This is a genomic window from Comamonas brasiliensis, from assembly GCF_018292285.1.
Lineage (GTDB): Bacteria > Pseudomonadota > Gammaproteobacteria > Burkholderiales > Burkholderiaceae_C > Comamonas > Comamonas brasiliensis.
The window spans coordinates 18,322-38,651 of the sequence record NZ_JAANES010000008.1; the positions used below are offsets into that span (position 1 = coordinate 18,322).

General features: G+C 65.6%; 14 protein-coding genes. 7 read left to right on the plus strand and 7 right to left on the minus strand.

Annotation, left to right across the window (positions count from 1 at the left end; all coding sequences use genetic code 11):
• Positions 1–195 precede the first annotated feature (195 nt).
• Genes recC through recD form a run of 3 tightly spaced genes read left to right on the plus strand, consistent with a single transcriptional unit; the run spans position 196 to position 9,673 of the window.
• Positions 196–3,783: an exodeoxyribonuclease V subunit gamma gene (gene recC / locus DJFAAGMI_RS24065; protein WP_211459777.1), complete on the plus strand. Its 3,588-nt coding sequence runs from the start codon at positions 196–198 to the stop codon at positions 3,781–3,783.
• A complete protein-coding gene (gene recB, locus DJFAAGMI_RS24070; protein WP_211459779.1) occupies positions 3,780–7,580 on the plus strand; it encodes an exodeoxyribonuclease V subunit beta in 3,801 nt (1,266 codons plus the stop codon). Before recC ends, recB begins: the two co-directional genes overlap by 4 nt.
• Complete coding sequence (recD, locus tag DJFAAGMI_RS24075) at positions 7,577–9,673, plus strand: exodeoxyribonuclease V subunit alpha (protein WP_211459781.1); 2,097 nt, start codon at positions 7,577–7,579, stop codon at positions 9,671–9,673. Before recB ends, recD begins: the two co-directional genes overlap by 4 nt.
• Before the next feature lie 286 nt (positions 9,674–9,959).
• Here recD and DJFAAGMI_RS24080 read toward each other — a convergent pair whose 3' ends face one another.
• Together DJFAAGMI_RS24080 and DJFAAGMI_RS24085 are read right to left on the minus strand one after the other, a co-directional pair.
• Positions 9,960–10,373, minus strand: coding sequence for a VOC family protein (locus tag DJFAAGMI_RS24080; RefSeq protein ID WP_211459783.1), 414 nt, complete (start codon positions 10,371–10,373; stop codon positions 9,960–9,962).
• Between the two features lie 62 nt (positions 10,374–10,435).
• Entirely contained in the window at positions 10,436–11,095 is a 660-nt protein-coding gene (locus tag DJFAAGMI_RS24085; protein WP_211459785.1) for a glutathione S-transferase, read from the minus strand.
• A 160-nt stretch (positions 11,096–11,255) separates the two neighbouring features.
• On the opposite strand from DJFAAGMI_RS24085, the gene DJFAAGMI_RS24090 reads away from it, so the two are divergent.
• The 4 genes from DJFAAGMI_RS24090 to DJFAAGMI_RS24105 all read left to right on the plus strand — a co-directional run bounded on the left by DJFAAGMI_RS24090 (position 11,256) and on the right by DJFAAGMI_RS24105 (position 14,606).
• Positions 11,256–11,612 carry a hypothetical protein gene (locus DJFAAGMI_RS24090; RefSeq protein ID WP_211459787.1) on the plus strand — a complete coding sequence of 119 codons (357 nt, stop codon included), beginning with the start codon at positions 11,256–11,258 and terminating at the stop codon, positions 11,610–11,612.
• A gap of 140 nt (positions 11,613–11,752) precedes the next feature.
• Positions 11,753–12,268: a copper chaperone PCu(A)C gene (locus DJFAAGMI_RS24095; protein WP_211459789.1), complete on the plus strand. Its 516-nt coding sequence runs from the start codon at positions 11,753–11,755 to the stop codon at positions 12,266–12,268.
• A 127-nt stretch (positions 12,269–12,395) separates the two neighbouring features.
• The gene (locus DJFAAGMI_RS24100) at positions 12,396–13,283 is read left to right on the plus strand and encodes a PhaM family polyhydroxyalkanoate granule multifunctional regulatory protein (protein WP_211459791.1); all 888 of its coding nucleotides are present in this window, start codon (positions 12,396–12,398) and stop codon (positions 13,281–13,283) included.
• A 72-nt stretch (positions 13,284–13,355) separates the two neighbouring features.
• Positions 13,356–14,606, plus strand: coding sequence for an FIST signal transduction protein (locus DJFAAGMI_RS24105; RefSeq protein ID WP_211459796.1), 1,251 nt, complete (start codon positions 13,356–13,358; stop codon positions 14,604–14,606).
• 239 nt (positions 14,607–14,845) lie between these two features.
• On the opposite strand, the gene DJFAAGMI_RS24110 is transcribed toward DJFAAGMI_RS24105, so the two are convergent.
• From DJFAAGMI_RS24110 to DJFAAGMI_RS24130, 5 genes are all read right to left on the minus strand, one after another.
• The gene (locus DJFAAGMI_RS24110) at positions 14,846–16,000 is read right to left on the minus strand and encodes a CMD domain-containing protein (RefSeq protein ID WP_211459798.1); all 1,155 of its coding nucleotides are present in this window, start codon (positions 15,998–16,000) and stop codon (positions 14,846–14,848) included.
• 15 nt (positions 16,001–16,015) lie between these two features.
• A complete protein-coding gene (locus tag DJFAAGMI_RS24115) occupies positions 16,016–17,479 on the minus strand; it encodes an NAD(P)-binding domain-containing protein (RefSeq protein ID WP_211459800.1) in 1,464 nt (487 codons plus the stop codon).
• A gap of 211 nt (positions 17,480–17,690) precedes the next feature.
• Entirely contained in the window at positions 17,691–18,701 is a 1,011-nt protein-coding gene (locus tag DJFAAGMI_RS24120) for a Bug family tripartite tricarboxylate transporter substrate binding protein (RefSeq protein ID WP_211459802.1), read from the minus strand.
• A gap of 209 nt (positions 18,702–18,910) precedes the next feature.
• Complete coding sequence (locus DJFAAGMI_RS24125; RefSeq protein ID WP_211459804.1) at positions 18,911–19,315, minus strand: YXWGXW repeat-containing protein; 405 nt, start codon at positions 19,313–19,315, stop codon at positions 18,911–18,913.
• 200 nt (positions 19,316–19,515) lie between these two features.
• Positions 19,516–20,247, minus strand: a complete 732-nt coding sequence (locus tag DJFAAGMI_RS24130; protein WP_003078074.1) for a helix-turn-helix domain-containing protein — start codon at positions 20,245–20,247, stop codon at positions 19,516–19,518.
• Positions 20,248–20,330 lie beyond the last annotated feature (83 nt).

Here is a 20,330-nt window from a genome sequence, read left to right on the forward strand (position 1 = left end):
GCAGCCTTGAATGTCTGCAACGGGCCGTGGGCTGCAAAAAGCAGAGCGGCTTGCGCTTGCTTTGGCTCGATTTCAAGGTGTTTCAGCTCCAGTTCGCTTTGTAGGTATGCGCAACCAGCTTTTCATTTGATAGCGCCTGCATGCTGCCGTTAAGCTTGCAGCTTTCATCGTGCACAGACAGGCACAGGAGCGCGTGTGACAGCAGATCAGCAACCAAGGGCGTCGCAACCGGCAGCGAACTGGCAGCCGGGCCTGATCGCCATCCACGGCAACCAGACCGAGGCGCTGGCCGATACCGTGCTGGCCTGGCTGGCGGCGCATCCCTTGCAGGCGCTGGAGCCCGAGATCGTGCTGGTGCAAAGCAACGGCATGGCCGAGTGGTTCAAGATGCGCATGGCCGAGCAGCAGGGCGTGTGCGCCGCAGCACAGGTCGAATTGCCAGCGCGCTTTGTCTGGCGCAGCTACCGGCAGATTCTGGGCAGACACGAAGTGCCCCGTGAATCGCCGCTGGACAAGACACCCATGATCTGGCGTCTGATGCGCTTGCTGCCGCAGTGCCTGGAAGAGCCTGCATTTGCGCCCATTGCCAATTTTCTGCGCCCTGGCGAGCCACAGCGCCTGCTGCAGCTGGCCGAAAAACTGGCCGACCTGTTCGACCAGTACCAGATCTACCGCGCCGACTGGCTGGCCGCCTGGGAGCAGGGCGAGGATGTGCTGCGCACGGCGGGCCGCCCCGACGCGCCCGTGCCCGAAGGGCAGCTCTGGCAGCCCCAGCTGTGGCGCAAGGTGCTGGCCGAGCTCGATGAGCAGGAGCGTGCCGCCACCCGCCCGGCCCTGCTGGCACGGATTCTGGACGCGCTGCAAAGCGGTCAGCCGCCCGTCACGCCGCTGGCGCGCCGCGTGGTGGTGTTCGGCATGAGCCAGATGCCGTTGTCGCTGATGCAGTTTCTGAGCGGCATTGCCCAGCACAGCCAGGTGCTGATTGCCGTGCCTAACCCCTGCCGCTTTCACTGGGCCGACGCGATTGACGGGCGCGAGTTGCTGCGCCAGCAGCGCCGCCGCCATGCCGACAAGGGCGGCAAGGATCTGGCCCAGATTCCCTTGACCGCCATGCACGCCCATGCCCATCCGCTGCTGGCGGCCTGGGGCCGGCAGAGCCGCGACTATGTGCGCCAGCTCGATGCCTTCGACACCACGGGCGACACCGCCGTGCAATGGGGCTGGCCGCGTGTGGATGTGTATGACGAGGCTGACGCCAGCGAGCTGATCGACGCACCGCTGCTGGCCCAGGTGCAGCAGCGCATTCGCGATCTGGTGCCCATGTCGGAGTACCCTGCGGTCGAGGTTGCAGCGGCAGACCAGTCCATCGTTTTTCACAAGGCCCATGGCCTGGTGCGCGAGCTTGAAGTGCTGCACGACAAGCTGCTGCAATGGCTGGCCGAGCCTGCCGCTGCGGGCCGCGCCGCGCCGGCGCCGCGCGAGGTGGTGGTCATGCTGCCGTCGATCGAAGAAGCTGCACCCGCCATCCGCGCCGTGTTTGGCCAGTACGGCCGCCACGATGCGCGCCATATTCCGTTTGATATTGCCGACGTGGGCGCGCGCGCCAGCAGCCCGCTGGTGACGGCACTGCAATGGCTGCTCAAGCTGCCTCAGCAGCGCTGCCGCCTGAGCGAGTTGTGCGATCTGTTCGATGTGCCCGCCGTGGCGGCGCGGGTGGGGTTGGCGGCCGACGATCTGCCCCAGCTCACGCACTGGATGGCCGGCGCAGGCATTCGCTGGGGGCTCAACCATGCGCAGCGCGCCCAGCTGGGTCTGGCAGCCTGCGGTGATCCCAACAGCGCCTGGTTCGGCCTGCGCCGCATGCTGCTGGGCTATGCCAGCGGACCGGCGCTGGAAGCCGGTGATGATGCCGCGCAGACCTTTGCCGGCATGGAGCCTTATGACGAAGTGGGCGGGCTGACAGCCGAGCTGGCTGGCAGTCTTGCCAGCTTGCTGGCGCGCATGCTGCAGTGGTGGCAAACGGCTGCAACGGCCGCGGCTCCCGAGGTCTGGGCCCAGCGTTTTCGCAGTCTGATGGACGACTTCTTTGTCGCGCAGGGCGATGAGGACCAGGCCCTGTGCGCCGCTCTCGACACGGCCTTGGTCGGCTGGCAGGCCGCCTGCGAGCAAGCGGGCTTCGACGCCCTGATTCCGCTGGAAGTGGCGCAGGAGGCTTGGCTGCAGGCCCTGTCCGAGCCCGCGCTCAACCAGCGTTTTCGAGCCGGCGGTGTGACTTTTTGCACGCTGATGCCGATGCGGGCCATCCCCTTCGAAGTGGTGTGTCTGCTAGGCATGAACGATGGCGACTACCCGCGCCGCGCCACGCGCGTGGACTTCGATCTGATGGCCCTGCCCGGCCAGCAGCGCCCTGGTGATCGCGCGCGCCGCGACGATGACCGTCAGCTGATGCTGGATGCCTTGCTGTCGGCCCGCAGCAAGCTCTACATCAGCTGGGCCGGCCGCCATGTGCGCGACAACAGCGAACAGCCGCCCTCGGTACTGGTCTCTCAGCTGCGCGACTATCTGCGCCAGGGCTGGCAGGGGGAAGGCAGTGCAGGTCTTTCCGCCAGCGAACGCGGAGATCTGCTGCTGGCCCAGCGCACCAGTCAGCATCCCTTGCAGCCCTTCAGCCGCCGCTATTTCGAACAGGCTTCGGACCTGTCGACCTTCGCACGCGAATGGTATGGCGCGCATGAAGAGCGGGCAGCACAGGCGCTGCCGGTCGTGGCCGCCTTCGAGCCCGACCCCGAGGTGCCGCTGACATTGGCGCGACTGACGGAATTTCTGCGCCATCCTGCACGCAGTTTTTTGCGCAACCGCCTGCAGGTGCGCTTTGAGCAGGACGAGGAGCTGCTGGAGGACGATGAGCTTTTCAGCGTCGATGGCCTGACCGCCTACGGCCTGATTCAGCAACTGCAGCAAGGCGTGCGCACGCAGCTGGCGCATGATGCGGCGCTGGATGTGGGCCTGCAGGTGCAGCGCCAGGTGCAGCGTCTTGGGCGTGCCGGCGTGCTGCCGCTGGCAGGTCTCGGCAGGCGCGAGGCCGAGGTCTTGCAGGCGCAGGCCACGCCGTCGCTGCTGGCCTGGCAGGAGCAGATGCGGCTGTGGCCCCATGCGGCGCCGCGCGAGCGGCTGTTGCTGCACTCCGGCGCAGTCACGCTGGACGACTGGATGGATGGCTTGCAGGAGCGCGAAGAGCCGTCCTCGGATGCGGGCTACAGCCGCTGCTGGTTCGCGCTGGAGCCGCGCACGCTGCTGAACAAAAAGGGCGAACTTCAGGCCTACAAGCTGCTGCCCGTTTATGTGCGCAGTCTGGCGCTTTCAAGCACGGGCGTCGACACGCTGATGGGTGTGATCGCACGCGACACCCTGGTCTGGGTGCAGCCGCTGGAGCCGGAGGCTGCCACGCAGCGCTTGCAAGCCTTGATGCAACTGTGGCTGGCGGGCCAGAACGAGCCCTTGCCGCTGCCTCTCAAAGCCGCCATCGCAGCCGGCCTGGACGATTTGAGCGCCGCCGCACAGGCCTACGAGGGCGGCTACATGCTGGGCGGCGAATGCGAAGACCCCAGCTGGGCGCGCTGCTACCCAGACTGGGAGGCGCTGACGGCTGATCTGCGCTTTCATGCGCTGGCCAAACAGGTCTATGGCCCATTGCATGACTGGCTGGCCGCGCAGGTGCAGATCGAGGCCCTGCCCCTGATGCAGCGTGCAGACCAGGACGAACAACCAGGAGAGCCGGCATGAGCGCGCCCGCCAACCCGATGAAGCCCGGCAGCCAGGCGCTGCAGCCTCTGCATTTCCCGCTCTGGGGTTCGCGCCTGATCGAAGCCAGTGCGGGCACAGGCAAGACCTGGACCATTGCTGCACTCTATCTGCGGCTGGTGTTGGGCCACGGCGCAGAGAGCGGCTTTGCCCGAGCATTGATGCCGCCCGATATTCTGGTGATGACCTTCACGCGGGCCGCCACGCGCGAGCTGTCGGACCGCATTCGCGCACGCCTGATCGAGGCCGTGCAGTGCTTTCGCGGCGAGGCCGAACCGGCGGCGCACGACAGCTTCCTGCGCGATCTGCGCGACTCCTATGCCGAAGGAGTGGAACGTGACACCGCTGCCTGGCGGCTGGACATGGCTGCGCAGTGCATGGACGATGCCGCCATCCACACCATAGATGCCTGGTGCCAGCGCATGCTGCGCGAGCATGCCTTCGACAGCGGGAACCTGTTTGATGAAACGCTGGAGGCCGATGAAAGCCAGCGTCAGACCGAAGCTGCCCAGGATTACTGGCGCCAGCAGTGCTACCCGCTGTCGGGCGAGGTGCTGGAGACGGCGCTGCAGGTCTGGCCCGATGTGCATGCGCTGGTCAAAGACATGCAATCGCTGCTGCGCGAAAACGTGCCCGCTGTGGCAGGTGTTGGGTCGTTGGGCGAATGCATTGTGCAGACAAATGCAGAGCGTGCGCAGCGACTGCAAGTGCTTGCCGATGGCTGGGAAGCCAAGGCTGAGCGCATGTTGCGCTGGATCGAGGGTGAACTGGACGGCCGCGCCGCGCTGTGGGACAAGCGAAAGCTGCAGGCTCGCTACTACACAGGCTGGTTTGCGGCGCTGACCGTTTGGGCGCAAGACCCGCTGAACCAGCCTCTGGAGCTCAGCGACTCCGCCCGCAAGCGCCTGTGCCCAGAGGGTATGGCCGAGGCCTTCAAGGGCTCGACCATGGACTTGCTGCTGCCCACTGAATTTTCCGAGCTGGAGCAATTGCTGAAAGCGTTGACCGAGCTGCCGTCGATCAAGGTGGCGCTGCGGCTGCATGCTGCAGTCCATGTCCAGCAGCGCCTGCTGTGGCTCAAGCGCCAGGCCGGCACTTTTGGCTTTGCCGACATGCTGCAGCGGCTGGATACGGCCCTGGCCGGCGATAACGGCCCTGCACTGCGCGCCGGCATCCTGGCCCAGTACCCGGTGGCGCTGATTGACGAATTCCAGGACACCTCGCCGCTGCAATACCGGCTGTTCGACCAGATCTACCGCACGGCAGACAACAGCGCGGACAGCGCACTGCTTCTGATCGGCGACCCCAAGCAGTCCATCTACGGCTTTCGCGGCGCGGATATCTACAGCTATCTGCAGGCCAGGCAGGCGACCGAGGGTCGCCACTATGTGCTGGACACCAACTTCCGCTCCACCGAGGCGCTGGTCGATGCGGTCAACCAGTGGTTTGTGCAGGCCGAGGTGCGCGAAGGCGAGGGGGCATTCCTGTTCCGCGCCGGACAGAGCAATCCGCTGCCGTTCGAGAGCGTCAAGCCCAATGGCCGCAAGCAGCGGCTGATGCAGGGCAGCCAGCGCATGGCAGCGTTGACTATTGCCTGGGATGGCAGCAGTGATGAACCGCTGAGCAATGACGACATTCGCCGCCGTGGGGCGGAGTTCTGCGCCAGCCAGATCGTGGAGTGGCTGATGGACGGTGCCACGGGCTTTGCCGAGGGTGGTCAGTCGCTGCAGCGCCTGCGCCCGGCCGATGTCGCGGTGCTGGTGCGCACGGGCAAGGAGGCCACTGCCGTGCGCCGCGCGCTGGCGCGGCGCAATGTGGCCTCGGTCTATCTCTCCGATCAGGACTCGGTCTTCGCCAGCAGCGAGGCACAGGATCTGCTGCTGTGGCTGCGTGCCGTGGCTGCCCCCCTGGACGCATTGGCCGTGCGCGCCGGTCTGGCCACGCCCATGATGGGTCTGTCGTTTGACGAGCTGGCCTGGCTGGCCAGCGATGACGAGGCCTTCGATGCGCGCAGCGAGCTGCTCAAGGAACTGCACAGTCTCTGGCTGCGCCTGGGCGTGCTGGCCATGCTGCGCCAGACGCTGTACCGTTTTGAATTGCCGGCGCGCTGGCTGCAGGACATGGGCGGCGAGCGCCGTCTGACCAACTATCTGCACCTGGCCGAGCTGCTGCAAGGCGCGAGCGCCCAGCTGGAGGGCGAGCAGGCGCTGATCCGCTGGCTGGCCACCCAGATCGAGAGTCCGGGCGCAGCCGGCGATGCTCAGATCGTGCGGCTGGAATCGGACGCCGATCTGGTCAAGGTCGTCACCGTGCACAAGAGCAAGGGGCTGGAGTATCCCCTGGTCTGCCTGCCGTTTGGCGGCAGCTTCCGGCCTGTGGATGGCAAGGCGGCCTATCTTTCGCTGCCCGTGCAGATCGATGGCGCACCCGCACGCGAGCTGGTGCTGGACTACGACGATGCGCAGCTGGCGCAGGCCGACAAGGAGCGCCTGCGCGAGGATCTGCGCCTGCTCTATGTGGCGCTGACCCGTCCGCGCCATGCGCTGTGGATGGGGCTGGGCCCCATGAAGCGCGGCAGCAGCAAAAACTGTGCGAACGAGCAGGGGGCGGCAGGCTATCTGCTGGCCGGGGCTGTTTCGCAGTCAGCAGCGGGCTGGCGCGCCAGCATCCAGGCCCTGAGCGAGCGTTGCTCGGAAATCGCCGTGGTGGATCTGCCGGCCGAACTGCCGGTGCCTTCGCGCTATGTGGCCGCGCAGGCCTTGCCGGCCCTGGCCGCCGCGCCCGTGTACGAGGCGCAGTTCGACCGTCGCTGGGGCATTGGCAGTTTTTCGTCGCTGACGCGCGCCATGGCCGCACCCAGCCTGCCGGTCCTGCCGGTGGCGGCACAAAGCCCCGCCGAGGACGAGCGTGCGCTGCAGGCCCAGGAGGCCGGTGAAGCCATGCTGGACCTGGGTGTCATCAACGAAGTCATGACCGCCCTGCCCATGACAGCTGGTGCGCGCAGCGATGCGGCGGTCTGGCACCGCTTCATGCGCGGCCCGGTGGTGGGCAATTTCTTGCACGACCAACTGGAATGGCTGGCCGCAGAGGACTTTGCGCTGCAGGCTCAGGATGATCCCGACAGCAGTGAGCCCCTGGCGGCCCGTCTGCTGCGCCGCTGCGAGCGCGCGGGCCGCAAGGAGCAGGCCGCCGATGTGCTGCAGTGGCTGCGCGCCGTGGTGCACCAGCCGCTGGCGCCGCTCGGTGTCTCGCTGGCCCAGCTGGGCGAAGGTGATGCGCTGTTGCCCGAGATGGAGTTCTGGCTGCCGGCGCGGCGCCTGTCGGCACCGCACATCGATGCGCTGTGCCGCCGGCATATCCTGCCCGGTCAGCCGCGCCCGGCGCTGCCAGAGCGCGAGCTGCACGGCATGTTGATGGGCTTTGCCGACCTGGTGTTTCACCATGGCGGCCGTTACTGGGTGCTGGACTACAAGACCAATCATCTGGGCCAGGACGCTGCGGCCTATGGCCCCGGGGCGCTGGAGCAGGCCATGCTCGAGCACCGCTATGACGTGCAGGCGGCGCTGTATCTGCTGGCTCTGCACCGTCTGCTGCAAAGCCGGCTGGGTGCGGCCTACGACCCCCGGGAACAACTGGGCGGCGCGCTCTATTTCTTCCTGCGCGGTCTCGATGGCGAGGCCGCCGGCATGCATGTGCTGAAGCCGCCGCTGGAGCTGTTGCAAGGGCTTGAGTCGCTGCTTGGCGACTGCGAGCAAGAATCGAAGGAGGAGCAGCCATGAAGGGCCGCCGCAAAGCCGATCTGCAGACGCTGGACCTGTTTGCCACCCCGGTGGATGGCGGTGGCGACACGCTGGCGCTGGAAACCACGGACTGGCTGGCCGCGCTGGAGCGACTGGCCGATACCGGCCTGCTGCGCCGCCTGGACAGCGCGCTGGCGGCTTTTGTGGCCGCGCAGGACGCCGAGGCCGGGCCCGCGCTGCTGGTGGCTACCGCCGTGCTGGCGCAGATGGAGGGGCGCGGACACAGCTGCCTGCCCCTGCAGGCGCTGGCTGGCGATCCCAATCAGATTCTCGCCTGGCCCAAGGAGGCCGAGCGACTGCAGCAATCGCTATGGGAGCAATTGCCCGGCCGGCTGGCTGACTGGCTGCAGGCCCTGCGTCGCAGCCCTGTGGTGCGTGTTGTGCAGCCAGGAGCGGTAGCGGCTGACCGAGGCCAGCCGCTGGTGCTGCTGGACGGCGCTGTACCCTTGCTGTATCTGCGCCGCTATTGGGACTACGAGCGCAGTGTCGCCGCCCATATCGCCCAGCGCACGGCGGCCGATGCGGTGGCGCTTGACGAGCCCAGGGTCCGCGACTGGCTGGCGCGGCTTTTCACAGCCTCGGCCGATGCCGCGACGGCGCCGGACTGGCAAAAACTGGCTTGCGCGCTGGCGCTGCGCGGGCGTATGTCCGTCATCACCGGCGGGCCGGGCACGGGCAAGACCTATACGGCCGCCCGCTTGTTGGCGCTGCTGTTTGCCACGGCGCCGGATGCCGCCCAGCTGCGCGTCGCGCTGGCTGCGCCAACCGGCAAGGCGGCGGCGCGGCTCAAGCAGTCCATCGACAGCTCGCTGCTGGAGTTGAAGGAGGCCGTGGGCCGTGAGCTGGATCTGGAAGCGCTGGTCAAACGCATGGGGGCGGCGCGCACCCTGCATTCGCTGCTGGGCGCCAGGCCCGATACGCGGCGCTTTGCCCACCATGCGGGCAATCCGCTGGATGTCGACGTGCTCATCGTCGACGAGGCCTCCATGATCCACCTCGAGATGATGGCCGCGCTGCTGCAGGCCCTGCCGCCCACGGCGCGCCTGATTCTGCTGGGCGACAAGGATCAGCTCGCCTCGGTGGAGGCCGGTGCCGTGCTCGGCGATCTGTGCCGCGATGCGCAGCGGGGCAATTACACATCGGACACCGCGGCCTATGCCGAGCGCGTGACGGGCCAGCCCCTGCCAGCCAAGTACCTGGTGCCGGCCCGGGCCTTGCCGCTGGCCCAGCAAACCGTCATGCTGCGCGAGAGCCGCCGCTTTGGCGGCCCGATTGGTCAACTTGCACAGGCCGTGAATGCCGGCGATGCACCGGCTGCCATGGCGCTGCTGCGCACGCAAACCCAGGCTGGCCTGCATGCCGAACTCTGGGCGCGCGAAGGCGGTGACGTCGAGGCCGTGGTGCGCAGCGCCGTGCAAGGCCGTGGCGGCATGGCCAGCTATGCCGCCTATGCCGAGGTGCTGGCGCAACATGGACAGGGCAAGGGGCGCGGCTTTGCCTGCGAGGCCGAGCACCAGCAATGGGTGAGGGCCGTGCTGGCCGCCTTCGACCGCTACCGCCTGCTCTGCGCCGTGCGCGACGGCAACTGGGGCGTGGCGGGCCTGAACCGCGCGGTGGAGCAGGCCCTGCAGGTCATGGGCGCCATACGCAAGGAGGGCGAGTGGTATATGGGCCGTCCGGTGATGGTCACCCGCAACGATGCGCAACTGGGCGTGTTCAACGGCGACATCGGCATGGCCCTGCCCAGCTTTGCCGACCCGGCGCGGCTGCGTGTGTACTTCATGCAGGGCGAGCATCTGCACCATGTCAGCACGGCGCGCCTGGCCCATGTGGAGACCGCATTTGCCATGACGGTGCACAAGAGCCAGGGCTCGGAGTTCGAGCACACGGCGCTGGTGCTGGCCGCGCAGGGCGGTAACGTGCTCAGCCGCGAGCTGGTCTATACCGGCATCACGCGGGCGCGCAAGGCGTTTTCGCTGTGGGCCGAAGTGCCCGGCCTGCTGGTGTCGGCGATGGGCAGTCCCACGCAGCGCAGCAGCGGTTTGCTGGGATTCATGGAGAGTGCTTGCTAGCCTATGGGTGAGGTCCTTTTTTGATAGCTGCTGGCGCAACACAGGTAGGCACCCGAGGCTTATTTTTCTCAAGCTTTTGGGACTTGCGCAAACAAGAATGCAGCAACGGCCTGCCTGAACCTGTTTTGCGTGAGTCTTGCGATACAGGTCGCCCCTCTGGCCGGGCGCGAAGTGATGAGCTTGTGACACTGGCGCAGTCCAGGCGCGAGACGGCCAGTCAGGGCCGCCCCGCAGCCAAGATCGTCGTTCCTCTTCGGCAGAAGACGCGAAGCGGCTCAGGGGGAGATCAGTGTTCGTAAACCGCTTCCCAGTTGGCGAATCCCTTGACCTCGATCGGGTTGCCGCAAGGGTCGGTGAAGAACATCGTCCACTGCTCGCCGGGTTCGCCTTCGAAGCGCACCTGCGGCTCCAGAATGAAAGCCGTGTCGGCTGCCTTGAGGCGTTCGGCCAGTGCCAGCCAGTCGGGCTTGAGCAGGATCACGCCCAGGTGGGGCATGGGCACCATGTGGTTGCCGACCTTGCCGGTATTGCTCACGGCAAAGGGTTGGCCCAGGTGCAGGGAGATCTGGTGGCCGAAGAAGTCGAAATCGACCCAGGTGTCGGTGCTGCGACCCTCGCGGCAGCCCAGCACGCCGCCGTAGAAACGGCGGGCCTGGTCGAGATCGGTCACGTGATAGGCGAGATGAAAAGCGCTTTGCATGATGGTCTCAAGCGTAGCATCAGCGGGCCCGGTCCGGCCAGGCCAGACCAGGCCCTGCCGCATCAGCGCGCAGCCTTGGCCTGCATGCGTGCCATCAGCTCTTCGGTATTGCTCTTGCGATCGGCGTTGACCTTCTGCACCGTGGGGCGCTCGCTCATGCGCGCCAGATAGTCGCGCACCGGCAGCTCGGCCAGCAGATCGCTGCCGCCCAGGATCTTGCTGGCGCTGCTGACCAGAGGCAGATGCACGATGGCGCTGCAGTCGGCCAGCGTGAAGCTGTCGCCCGCGATGAACGGGGTGTCGAAGCGGGCCAGCTTGGCAAAGGCCGCAATGTTCTTTTTCAGCTGCTCCAGGGTCCTGTCGCGCGTGGAGTCGCTGATCTTGCCGCCGAAGAAGGCCTGGGGATAGAGGTTGCGCGCCACCAGCTCCAGGTGCAGGTTCATATAGACGCAAAGCTCACGCACCTTGGCGGCAGCAAAGGGGTCAGCGGGCAGCAGCGGCACCTTGCTGGACAGCGCTTCCACATATTCGATGATGGCGTCGGACTCACTGATGGCACCATGCTGGGTGCGCAGATACGGCACCTTGCCAAGCGGCGATTCCTCGGGATTGGTGCTGCCCAGCCAGGCCAGCTCCTCGGCGAAGGGAATCTGCTTTTCCATCAAGGCCAGCTTGACCTTGTTGTAGTAGTTGCTGGCCGAAAATCCGCACAAAGTCAGCATGCTTGTCTCCTGATCGGTGGTTGTGAATAGGTATCCGTGGTCAGTCATCGTAGAGGCAAGTGGTGCAAGCCCTGCGTCGCCAACCGGATAGCGGTCCGGCTCCTACAATCGTCCCATGCATTGGCGCGCACACACCCCTCGGCACCAACCGGCAGCCCTTATGGCGCGCTGGGCGCTGGGTGCGTGGTTTTGCGTTTTGCTGGTCAGCATGCTCACGCCCTGGGCGCGCGCCACGCCGCCTGCCGGCTGGGAGGCGGTGTGCACGGCCAGCGGCAGCACCCACTGGGTGCCCAGCCCCGCCAGCGACGATGCTGCCACCCCGCATGGACTGGATTGCGCGCTGTGCCTGCCGCTGCTGGCACCGCCGCCGGCGCAGCAGTCAGAACCGGGCAGTCACCGCGCCGCTGTCGATGCCCGGCCCTGGGCCGAGGTCGCACACAGAGCTTTTGTCTCCACCCTGCCGCCCGTACGTGCGCCACCCTTTGACGCCTTGAAAAACATAGCTGAAGGCGCTTGATGGTCAAGCGTTTCAGTTCGATTTGAGATTGACACGACTTGCGCAAATCAGGCTCAGGCAAGGGCTTGGTTTCAAGGAGAGCATGCTTGATGCATCCTTGTTGGCGTAAGTCCAGACTGAATTTGAATGGAGATGGTTTCATGAATACGCGTCGTTTTACCGTGATGGCCCTGGGTTCGCTGGTCGCCTCGCTGCTGGTTTCGGGGGCTGCCTGGGCCCATGCCGATGCGGCCCATGTCAAGGTCGAGAACGCCTGGGCCCGCGCCAGCGTGGCGGGTCAGCAGGCCTCGGGGGCCTTTATGCGCCTGACGGCCCAGGAGCCGCTCAAGCTCGTGGGCGTGGAAACCACGGCCGCTGCCGTGGCCGAGGTGCACGAGATGAAGATGGAGGGCGATGTGATGCGCATGCGCGCCATCGAGGCCCTGGACCTGCCCCAGGGCGTGGCGGTGGATCTCAAGCCCGGCGGCTATCACCTGATGCTGCAGCAGCTCAAGGCTCCGCTGGTCAAGGACAGCCAGGTGCCCGTGACCCTGGTGTTCAAGGATGCCAAGGGCACCCTCTCGCGCCTGAGCCTGCAGTTGCCGGTGCGCGCGACGGCCCCAGCGGCTGCCGGAGCTGGGAATCAGCACATGGGCCATGGCGGGCATCAGCATTGAGGCCATGAGCCAGGCCTGCAGCCTGCTCCCTTGTTTGCAGCAAACATCGCAAGTGCAGTAAGCTAGTTCCGCGTCCGGCCCTGTCCGGATGCGGATTCTGGTATCCATCCCTGCAGCGGAGAGCACTATGAGCGGTGACGCATCGGCATTTGGTTTCGGCAAGTTCATTCCCGGCTTTGACTTTTTGCAGGGGCTGGCGCAGAGCGCTGGCGCTGCGGCCAATCCCATGGGCCGCGTGCCCCAATGGGTGGCCCCCACGGTGAGCGTGGAGGAGGTGGACAAGCGCATTGCCGAGCTCAAGGCCGTGCAGTTCTGGCTGGAGCAAAACAGCCGCGCCCTGGCCGCCACCATCCAGGCGCTGGAAGTGCAGCGCATGACACTGTCCACGCTCAAGGACATGAATGTCAGCATGAGCGAGCTGGCCAAGTCCTTTCCTTTCCCCGGTGCTGCGCCGGCCGAGCCCGCTGCGACTGGCAATACCGGCTGGCCCATGGGCAGCGCCTCAGCCAGGACGGCAGCCGCGGAGCCATCAGCGGAGCCAGTGCCGGAGCCTGAGGCAGAACCCGCAACCACCGAGGCGGATGCCAAGGCCCAGGCCCAGGCTGAACCGCCTTCTCAGCCCGGCTTGAGCCAGGCCATGCAATGGTGGGGCGCGCTGACCCAGCAGTTCCAGCAGATTGCCGCCAAGGCCATGGCCGAGCCCGTTCCTCCCGAGACCCTGGCCGCTGCCCAGCGCGCGACCGAGATGGCCAGCGGCTTTGCCAAATCCACCATGGAAAAGGTGATGGCGCAGGCTGGCGGCTTTGGCACTGCAGCTGCGGCGAAACCTGCGGAAAAGAATGCGGCAAAGAGTGCCGCGACTGCCGAACCCAAGCCTGCACGCAAGGCTGCGGCCAAGAGCAGCCAGTCCAAAGCGCCAGCCAGCAAGACGGCAGCCGCCAAAAAAACGGCGGCCAAGCAGCCACCGGCCAGGAAGACGGTAGGTAAAGCTTCTCCCAATTCGCGCAAGCCCTGAGCAAGCCGTTGCGCCCAAGGTGGAAAATCGTGCTTGCAAGGCATCCACGCCCCAGCAAGAACAGGAGGGCTTATGTCATTGTTTCCCGTCGCTCATGCCGCTCATGAAGACTGGCGCGCTGCGGCAGAGCAAGTCGTGCTGCAACTGCGCGAGCAACTGCTGCGCCAGTCGCTGCAACCGCACCGCCTGGGTCTGATCTATATCGCCCAGGGACTGGTGCCCCATGCGCAGCAATTGCTGGCGCTGCTGGCGCGCGAGCTGCCCCAGGTCACCGACTGGGTGGGCAGCTCCGGTCATGCCGTGCTGGCCATGGAGCATGAGTATTCCGAAAGCTCCTCGCTGGCGGTGATGCTGCTGGATCTGCCGGCAGCCCATTACCGCGTCTACTCCGGTGTGGCACCGCTGGCGCAAAGCGGGGCCGAAGCCGGATTCGAAGCCCATTCGGCCCTGGTGCACTCCAGCATCGACCAGCCCGATCTGGCAGAGCTTTTGCTGGAGCTGTCCGAGCGCATCAGCTCGGGAAACCTGTTCGGGGCGCTCAGCAACGAGCAGGGCATGCAGTTTGCCTGCCGCGCCGAAGACTTGCCCCGCTTGCGTGCCCAGGCCAGCGTCGGCATCTTTCATGCCGGCTTTTCGGGGGTGGCCTTCGATGCCGACGTGGCCTGCATCTCCAGGCTGGCCCAGGGTTGTGCGCCCTTGGGTGCGGGATTGGAGATTACCGAGGCCAGGGGCCCGGTGGTGCTGGAGCTCGAAGGCGAGCCCGCCTTGCCCCGGCTGCTGCAGATGCTGGATGTGGAAGCCAGCCCCAGCGCCGGCGGCGGCTGGCAGGCTGCGCTGTCCCAGCTGCGCAAGACCCAGGCGGCGATCGCACCGCTGGGCCGGGGTCTGGAGCGCGGCGCGCTTACCGACGAGGCCCAGGTGCTGCATATCGTGGGGCTGGACCCGGTGCGCCAGGGCATTGCGCTGTCGTCGCCCGTGGAGGCCGAGCACACGGTGATCTTCTGCCAGCGCCAGAGCAGTGCGGCCCGCCATGAGCTGATGCAGATGGGCGCGGCCCTCAAGGATGCGCTGCAGCCCGACTTTGCCGATGCCGGTCCCGAAACCATGGCCGAGGCGGCCGTGCCGCAGCATGTACGCGGTGCCATCTATGTGAGCAGCAAGGGGCGGGGCAGCGAGCTGTTTGGCGGCGTCGATGCCGAGCTCAAGCTGCTGCGCCATGCGCTGGGGCCGGTACCCCTGATCGGTCTGGTGGCCGAGGCCCAGCTGATGGATGCGCATGTGCATCAGCTGGCTGGCGTGCTGACGGTGTTTACTGGCAAATAGCCTGAAATTTGATAGCTGCTAGCGCTTGATTCAAATGGTTTTCAAACTCAATTGACTCTGAAGTCATGAATTAACCAGCGTAAGCAGCTATCAAAAAAGAAAGCCGTGCCAAAAACGGCACGGCCTAAAACCAGTGACAGCAAGCAAGCGCCGCCGCGCAGCGACGCTGTCGTCCCCCTCCCGTAGCGCGCGGCGCGTAGAGAGAGGGGGAAGGCGCTGGGCCGTCTAGGCAAAGCGCCTCAGAGGGTGGCGTAAATTTCCACGCCCAGATTCAGCATCAGGCGATTGGCCCAGCCGAACAGTGCGGCCGAGTGCAGCATGTCCAGAATTTCCAGATCGGACAGACCTGCATCACGCAGTGGCTGCAGCTGCTGCGGGCCAAAGCTGCCCGGCGCACGCGTCAGTGTCAGCGAAGCCTGGATGATGGCGCGCTCGCGGGCATTGGTGCCGGCAGTGTCGGGCTCGTCAAACAGCTGGGCCATCACATCGTTGCGCTTGGCCAGCTGCTCGAAACGCTGAGCGTGCACCGATGCGCAGTACACGCAGCCGTTGGAGCGAGAGACGGCCGTGGCTGCCACTTCACGCTCGGCGCGGGAAAGGCCGCCGGGCGCATACATGATGGCGTTGAAGGCCTGGGAGCGCTCCAGCAGCACCTGGGGCTGGCGGGCCAGCAGCAGGTAGAAGTCCATGCTCTTGGCCTTGGGGTGGCTGACTTCCAGTACATGCTGCTGCTCGGGCGTGGCGGTGCCGGGGTCCAGCACCTGCAGCCAGGCCTTCCAGTCCAGCGTCTCGCTGGTGAAGCCGTTGCGGCGCAGCGGCTCGCCGGGCGGCGGCAGGTTGGCGGGGTGGACAAAGGGTGCGGCATCGACAGGCAGGGCGGCAGGCGCTTCGGTCACTCCGCCCAGCTCGGCCATGGCCTTCACACCCGCCAGAAGGCGGGCCTGATAGGCCACAAAGCCGATCAGCTGGGCCAGCAGCACGGTGTCGTTGAGCGACAGACCGGTGGCCGGAATGGCCAGCAGCGCGGCCTGATCGCTCTGGGCCGGGTTCAGGGCCAGTGTGCGCACAAAGTGCAGCATGGCGTCCAGGCGTGCATTGCCGGTCTGGGTGCCGGGCTGGTCGAGGATGGCGCGCAGCTCGGGCGTGATGGCTTGGCCCAGGGCCTTGGCGCGGCTGCGGTATTCGGCTTCCAGCGTGCTCACGCCGCTGACGCGGGCCTGCTCGGCGGCCAGCACCAGGCGCTCGGCCTGGGTCAGCGCGCTGTCCAGCTGATTGCCCAGCAGCAGGTCTTCGCAAGCCTGGGTGGCCAGAGCGACTTTTTCGCGCTCGTGACGGGTGGTGAATGTGGGGCTGCCTTGCTCGAGGCCGGCCAGTCGGTCGATGGTGTCTGTCATGCGAAGTCTCGTGATTTAGGGTTGCAGCTGCCGGATTCGCGCAGCGCTGTCGGCTGCGGTCCATTCCGTGCCGTCCAGCTCGGGCTCGGCATAGGCCTTGAGCTTGTCGAAGTGCTGCTCGATATCGTTCAGATAGAACAGCGAGGCCAGACCTTGCGCGAGTTTGCGCGCTCCGTCGCTGATGGCGGGAATATCGCCCGACACCGTACCGTGTGAGAGCGCAGCGGGGTAGCAGAAGCAGTGGATCCGGTCGAGACCGGGTAGCTCGCCCTGGAACTCGAACAGCGGCCCCAGATCGGGCGATGCCGACAGCTCGGCATCCTCATCGGCGGCCTCGGGCGTGAAGCGGCTGTTCCACAGCTTCACGTGCGGCGCGATGTCGGCAAACTCGGGACGCAGGCTCCAGTCGATGGCAAAGCCCGTGGAGACGATGAGAAAGTCCAGCAGGAACACGCCGGCCGAGGTCTGCACCTGCAGCTTGTCGCCCGCTTTTTCCACGCTCTGCACCGCGCAGCCCAGGTGGAAGAAGGCATTGTCATGGCGCGAGACGCGCAGCGTGCTGCCGTGTGGGGGCGGCACTTGCTGGGCGTTGATGTAGTGGCGGATGCGCCATTTCCATGCATCGGGCAGCAGATACTGGCCGTGGGTCAGACCGGGCACGCCTGAGCCCTTGGACTTGTTGATCAGCGGCAGCTGCTGGCGGCGGATCAGCATGTCCACGCTGGCCGCGCCGTTTTCGAGAGCCGTCGCGGCGCTGTCCATGGCCGAGGCGCCGGCACCGACCACGCCCACATGCTTGCCGGCCAGCGTGGCGTAGTCCATGGCGTCGGAGGAGTGGGCCCAGAACTTCCTGTTCACTCCCCGCATGAAGGCGGGAACCGTTGCGCCGCCCAGGCCGTCGCGGCCCGTGGCCAGCACCAGGCGGCGGGTCTGCCAGGTGGCGATCACGCCATTGGCCTTGACATCGACTTCCACCACGCCATCGGCCTGCGGGCGCACGGCAACGACTTCATGGCCGTTGCGCACATCGGCGTTGGTCACGCGGCGGTACCAGCGCAGATAGTCCATCCACTGTAGGCGCGGAATCTTGTCCAGTGCCGTCCAGGCATCCAGACCGAACTGGGCGATGAACCAGGCCCGGAAGGACAGGGCTGCAACTCCCATGGCGGGGCCGGTCAGCTCCTTGGGCGAGCGCAGGGTTTCCATGCGCGCCGTGGTGGCCCATGGGCCTTCGAAGTCCGGCGCGGACCTGTCCAGCAGTACAGGCTTGATGCCGACCTGCTGCAGCGCCATGCTGAGCGCAAGACCGGCCTGGCCGGCGCCGATGACGAGCACGTCATGCACCGGCAGTCCCTTGCGCGTGGAAGGGGGAATCCAGGCCTTGGCAGGCCAGCCCAGAGTGACGAAGTCGTCACGCAGGCGTTCTTCCAGCGTTGCCAGCCCCGATGTGGCGGCTGTCGTAGAAGGTGAAATTGACATAGCTAAAACCCAAAAGCGCCTGAGGCTTGAGCCGCAGACGCATCAAACAAACACCGATAACTTAACACTGCTTGAACTCGAAGCAGGACCAAGCGAGAGACACCGAGGAAGGGCCTGGGCGGCCCCGCCGCCCCGCACCGAGGGCGTCGTTCCTCTCCCTTAGCGCGCAGCGCTTAGAGAGAGGGGGAAGCGGCAGGGCCGCTCAGGGGTGTTAGTCAATACTGATTTTGGCATCCTTGACCACCTTGGCCCATTTGATGCGATCTTCATGCACGGTCTTCTTGAACTGCTCGGGTGTCTCTTCGCGGATGGTGTTGCCCTGGGAGACAAAGCGCTCGCGCACCTCAGGCTGCTTGAGCACGTCGTTGACCGCCAGGTTGAGCTTCTTGATGATCACCGGGTCCGTGCCCTTGGGCGCGAAGATGCCGAACCAGATGGAGCTGTTGAAGCCCTTTGTGCCCGGCAGGCCGCTGGCGGCAATGGTGGGCACTTCCTTGACGGCTTCCACGGGCTTGGCCGTGGTCACGCCCAGCAGGCGCACCTTGCCGGCCTTGTAGTGGCTCAGCACGGTCTGCACCTGGTTCATGATGCAGCAGGTCTCGCCGCGCAGCACCGAGGTGATGGCTTCGGGGCCGCCCTTGTAGGGCACATGGACCATGTCCAGGCCCAGACGCGAGTTGAACTCGGCAAACGCCATATGGGTGCCTGCGCCATTGCCGGTGGAGGCATAGTTGTACTTGCCGGGATGGGCCTTGACCTCGTCGACGAACTCCTTGAGGTTCTTGACGTTGATCACATTGGGATTGATGGTCAGCACATTGGCCACGTCCACCAGCGGTGCGACGGGCACAAAGTCGGCCTCCACGTCGAACGGCAGTTTCTTGTACAGCGCGGCATTGCTGCCATGGGTGGCGGCGGTGCCGAAGTAGATGGTGTAGCCATCGGGCTTGGCGCGGGCCACAAACTCGCTGCCGATATTGCCGGCGGCGCCGCTCTTGTAGTCAATGATCACGGGCTGGCCCAGGATCTTGCCCAGCGGCTCCTGCGCCACGCGGCCGATCACGTCCACACCCGAACCGGCGTTGAAGCCCATGATCATGGTGATGGGCTGGTGCGGATAGCTGGCGGCACCGGAATCGGCGGCCTGGCCGGCCAGAGGAAACAGGGCGGCGGCCGCCGTTGTGGCAACAAGACCGGAGATGAAACGGGGCAGCAAACGCATGATGGGACTTGTCCAGAGGAACCTTGAATGCTGTGAATTGTGTCCGTAATTTAATGATTTGCTTCTATATGCTTATGCAGCATTAAGCTTGTGGGGTTAATGCAAAAAAGCCCAGGTCTCTAGCGAGACATGGGCTGAAATCCGCTGGAAAGTGATGACTCGGAGGGCCAGCGGAGGGAGCGATCAAGGCTTAAAGCGTCAACAGGCTCTTAGCGACGATATGGATTGTTGGGGTTGCGGTCATGGCGGTTGGGCACGCCGTCACCATCCCTGTCCCAGCGGCTGGCGCGGTAGTCCCAGCGGTTGCCGTGCTGCACCCAGGCGGGCTGGCGGTACACATAGCCGGGGCGGTTCTGCACCCAGTGGCCGGCGCGCCAGACATGGCGGTGGCCGCGCGGCTCCCAGTAACCAGGGGCCCAGACATAGCCACGGCGCGGAGCGGGCACGGCTTCATAGCGGACGGGGGGCGGTGCGTTGAACTGCACGTTCACATAGGCACCCTGGCTGGCACCCGCCCAGTAAGCGTTTTGGGCATGTGCACTACCGGCAAAGCCCATCAGGGCGAGTGCGCCTGCGGCAGCGACGGTGTGGATGGTGTTGCGGATTGTCAGCATATACGCCTCCTTCATGGGTAGCGGGCTGTCTGTAGGTTCAGGCATCCCTTGGGCTCCATGTTGGAAGGCCAGCGTCAACCGTGGGTTGCCGCTGTGCGAAGTCTTGCAATCTTGTGTGTCTGTTTGGTGAAGAATGTATAAAACAGGCGGATTACACAGATGTAGCAAGCGCATTTAGCTACATATTTGGGAGTGAATGTCTAGCGGCGCAAGGCCGCAAAGGCGGGTAGCTCCCATTTGCGCATGCCCAGCACCAGGGTGTAGCCCTCGATCTTGTTGGGCCCCAGGCGCTGATCCTGCAGATGTTGCTGCGAAAAGTCCTGACCGATGCGCTGGATGCGCTCCACGAAGCTGGGGGCCAGGCTGGGGGCGATGGAGCCATGCACCAGCAGCATGGTCTCGTCCTCGCCGGCAAAAGTGCCGCCGAAGTAGTCCAGCACGGCGTTTTCGCGGAAGAAGTCCATCACCGGGCCGTTGGTCTGCCAGCGGAAGGTCTTGGCCAGGCGCAGCTTGTAGCGGTTGCCGGGACGCAGCTCGATGATGCCGATGCGGTCCAGCTGTGCCAGATAGCCTATGCCCTCGGGTTCGCTGATGCGGTAGGTGGCGACGATCTGCTCCAGCGTCCACTGGCTGAGCACGCAGATGGCCGTGAGCAGCAGCTTGCGGTCGGCAACCACGGCAATCTCCTGCTCGCGCGTGATCTGCTGGAGCAGCGGCCGGCTGTCGGCCACATTGCGCGCCAGATCGGCAAAGTCCAGGTGCAGGGCGCGGCAGATCTCGTCGATGCGTGACAGCGGCATGTCGCCTTTGGCCAGCATGCGTTTGACGCTGGATTCGGCCATGCCTATGGACTGGGCCAGGTCGGCATAGGTCATCTGCGCGGCCTTGAGTTCTTTCTTGATGGCGGTGACGAGATCGGCGGTCGTGCTCATGGTATCGGTTGGTAGTACTGGCAGTGCAGCGATATGGGGCAAGTTTAGAAGATCGATGCCGTTGCTTCGGAGGATTTCCATAC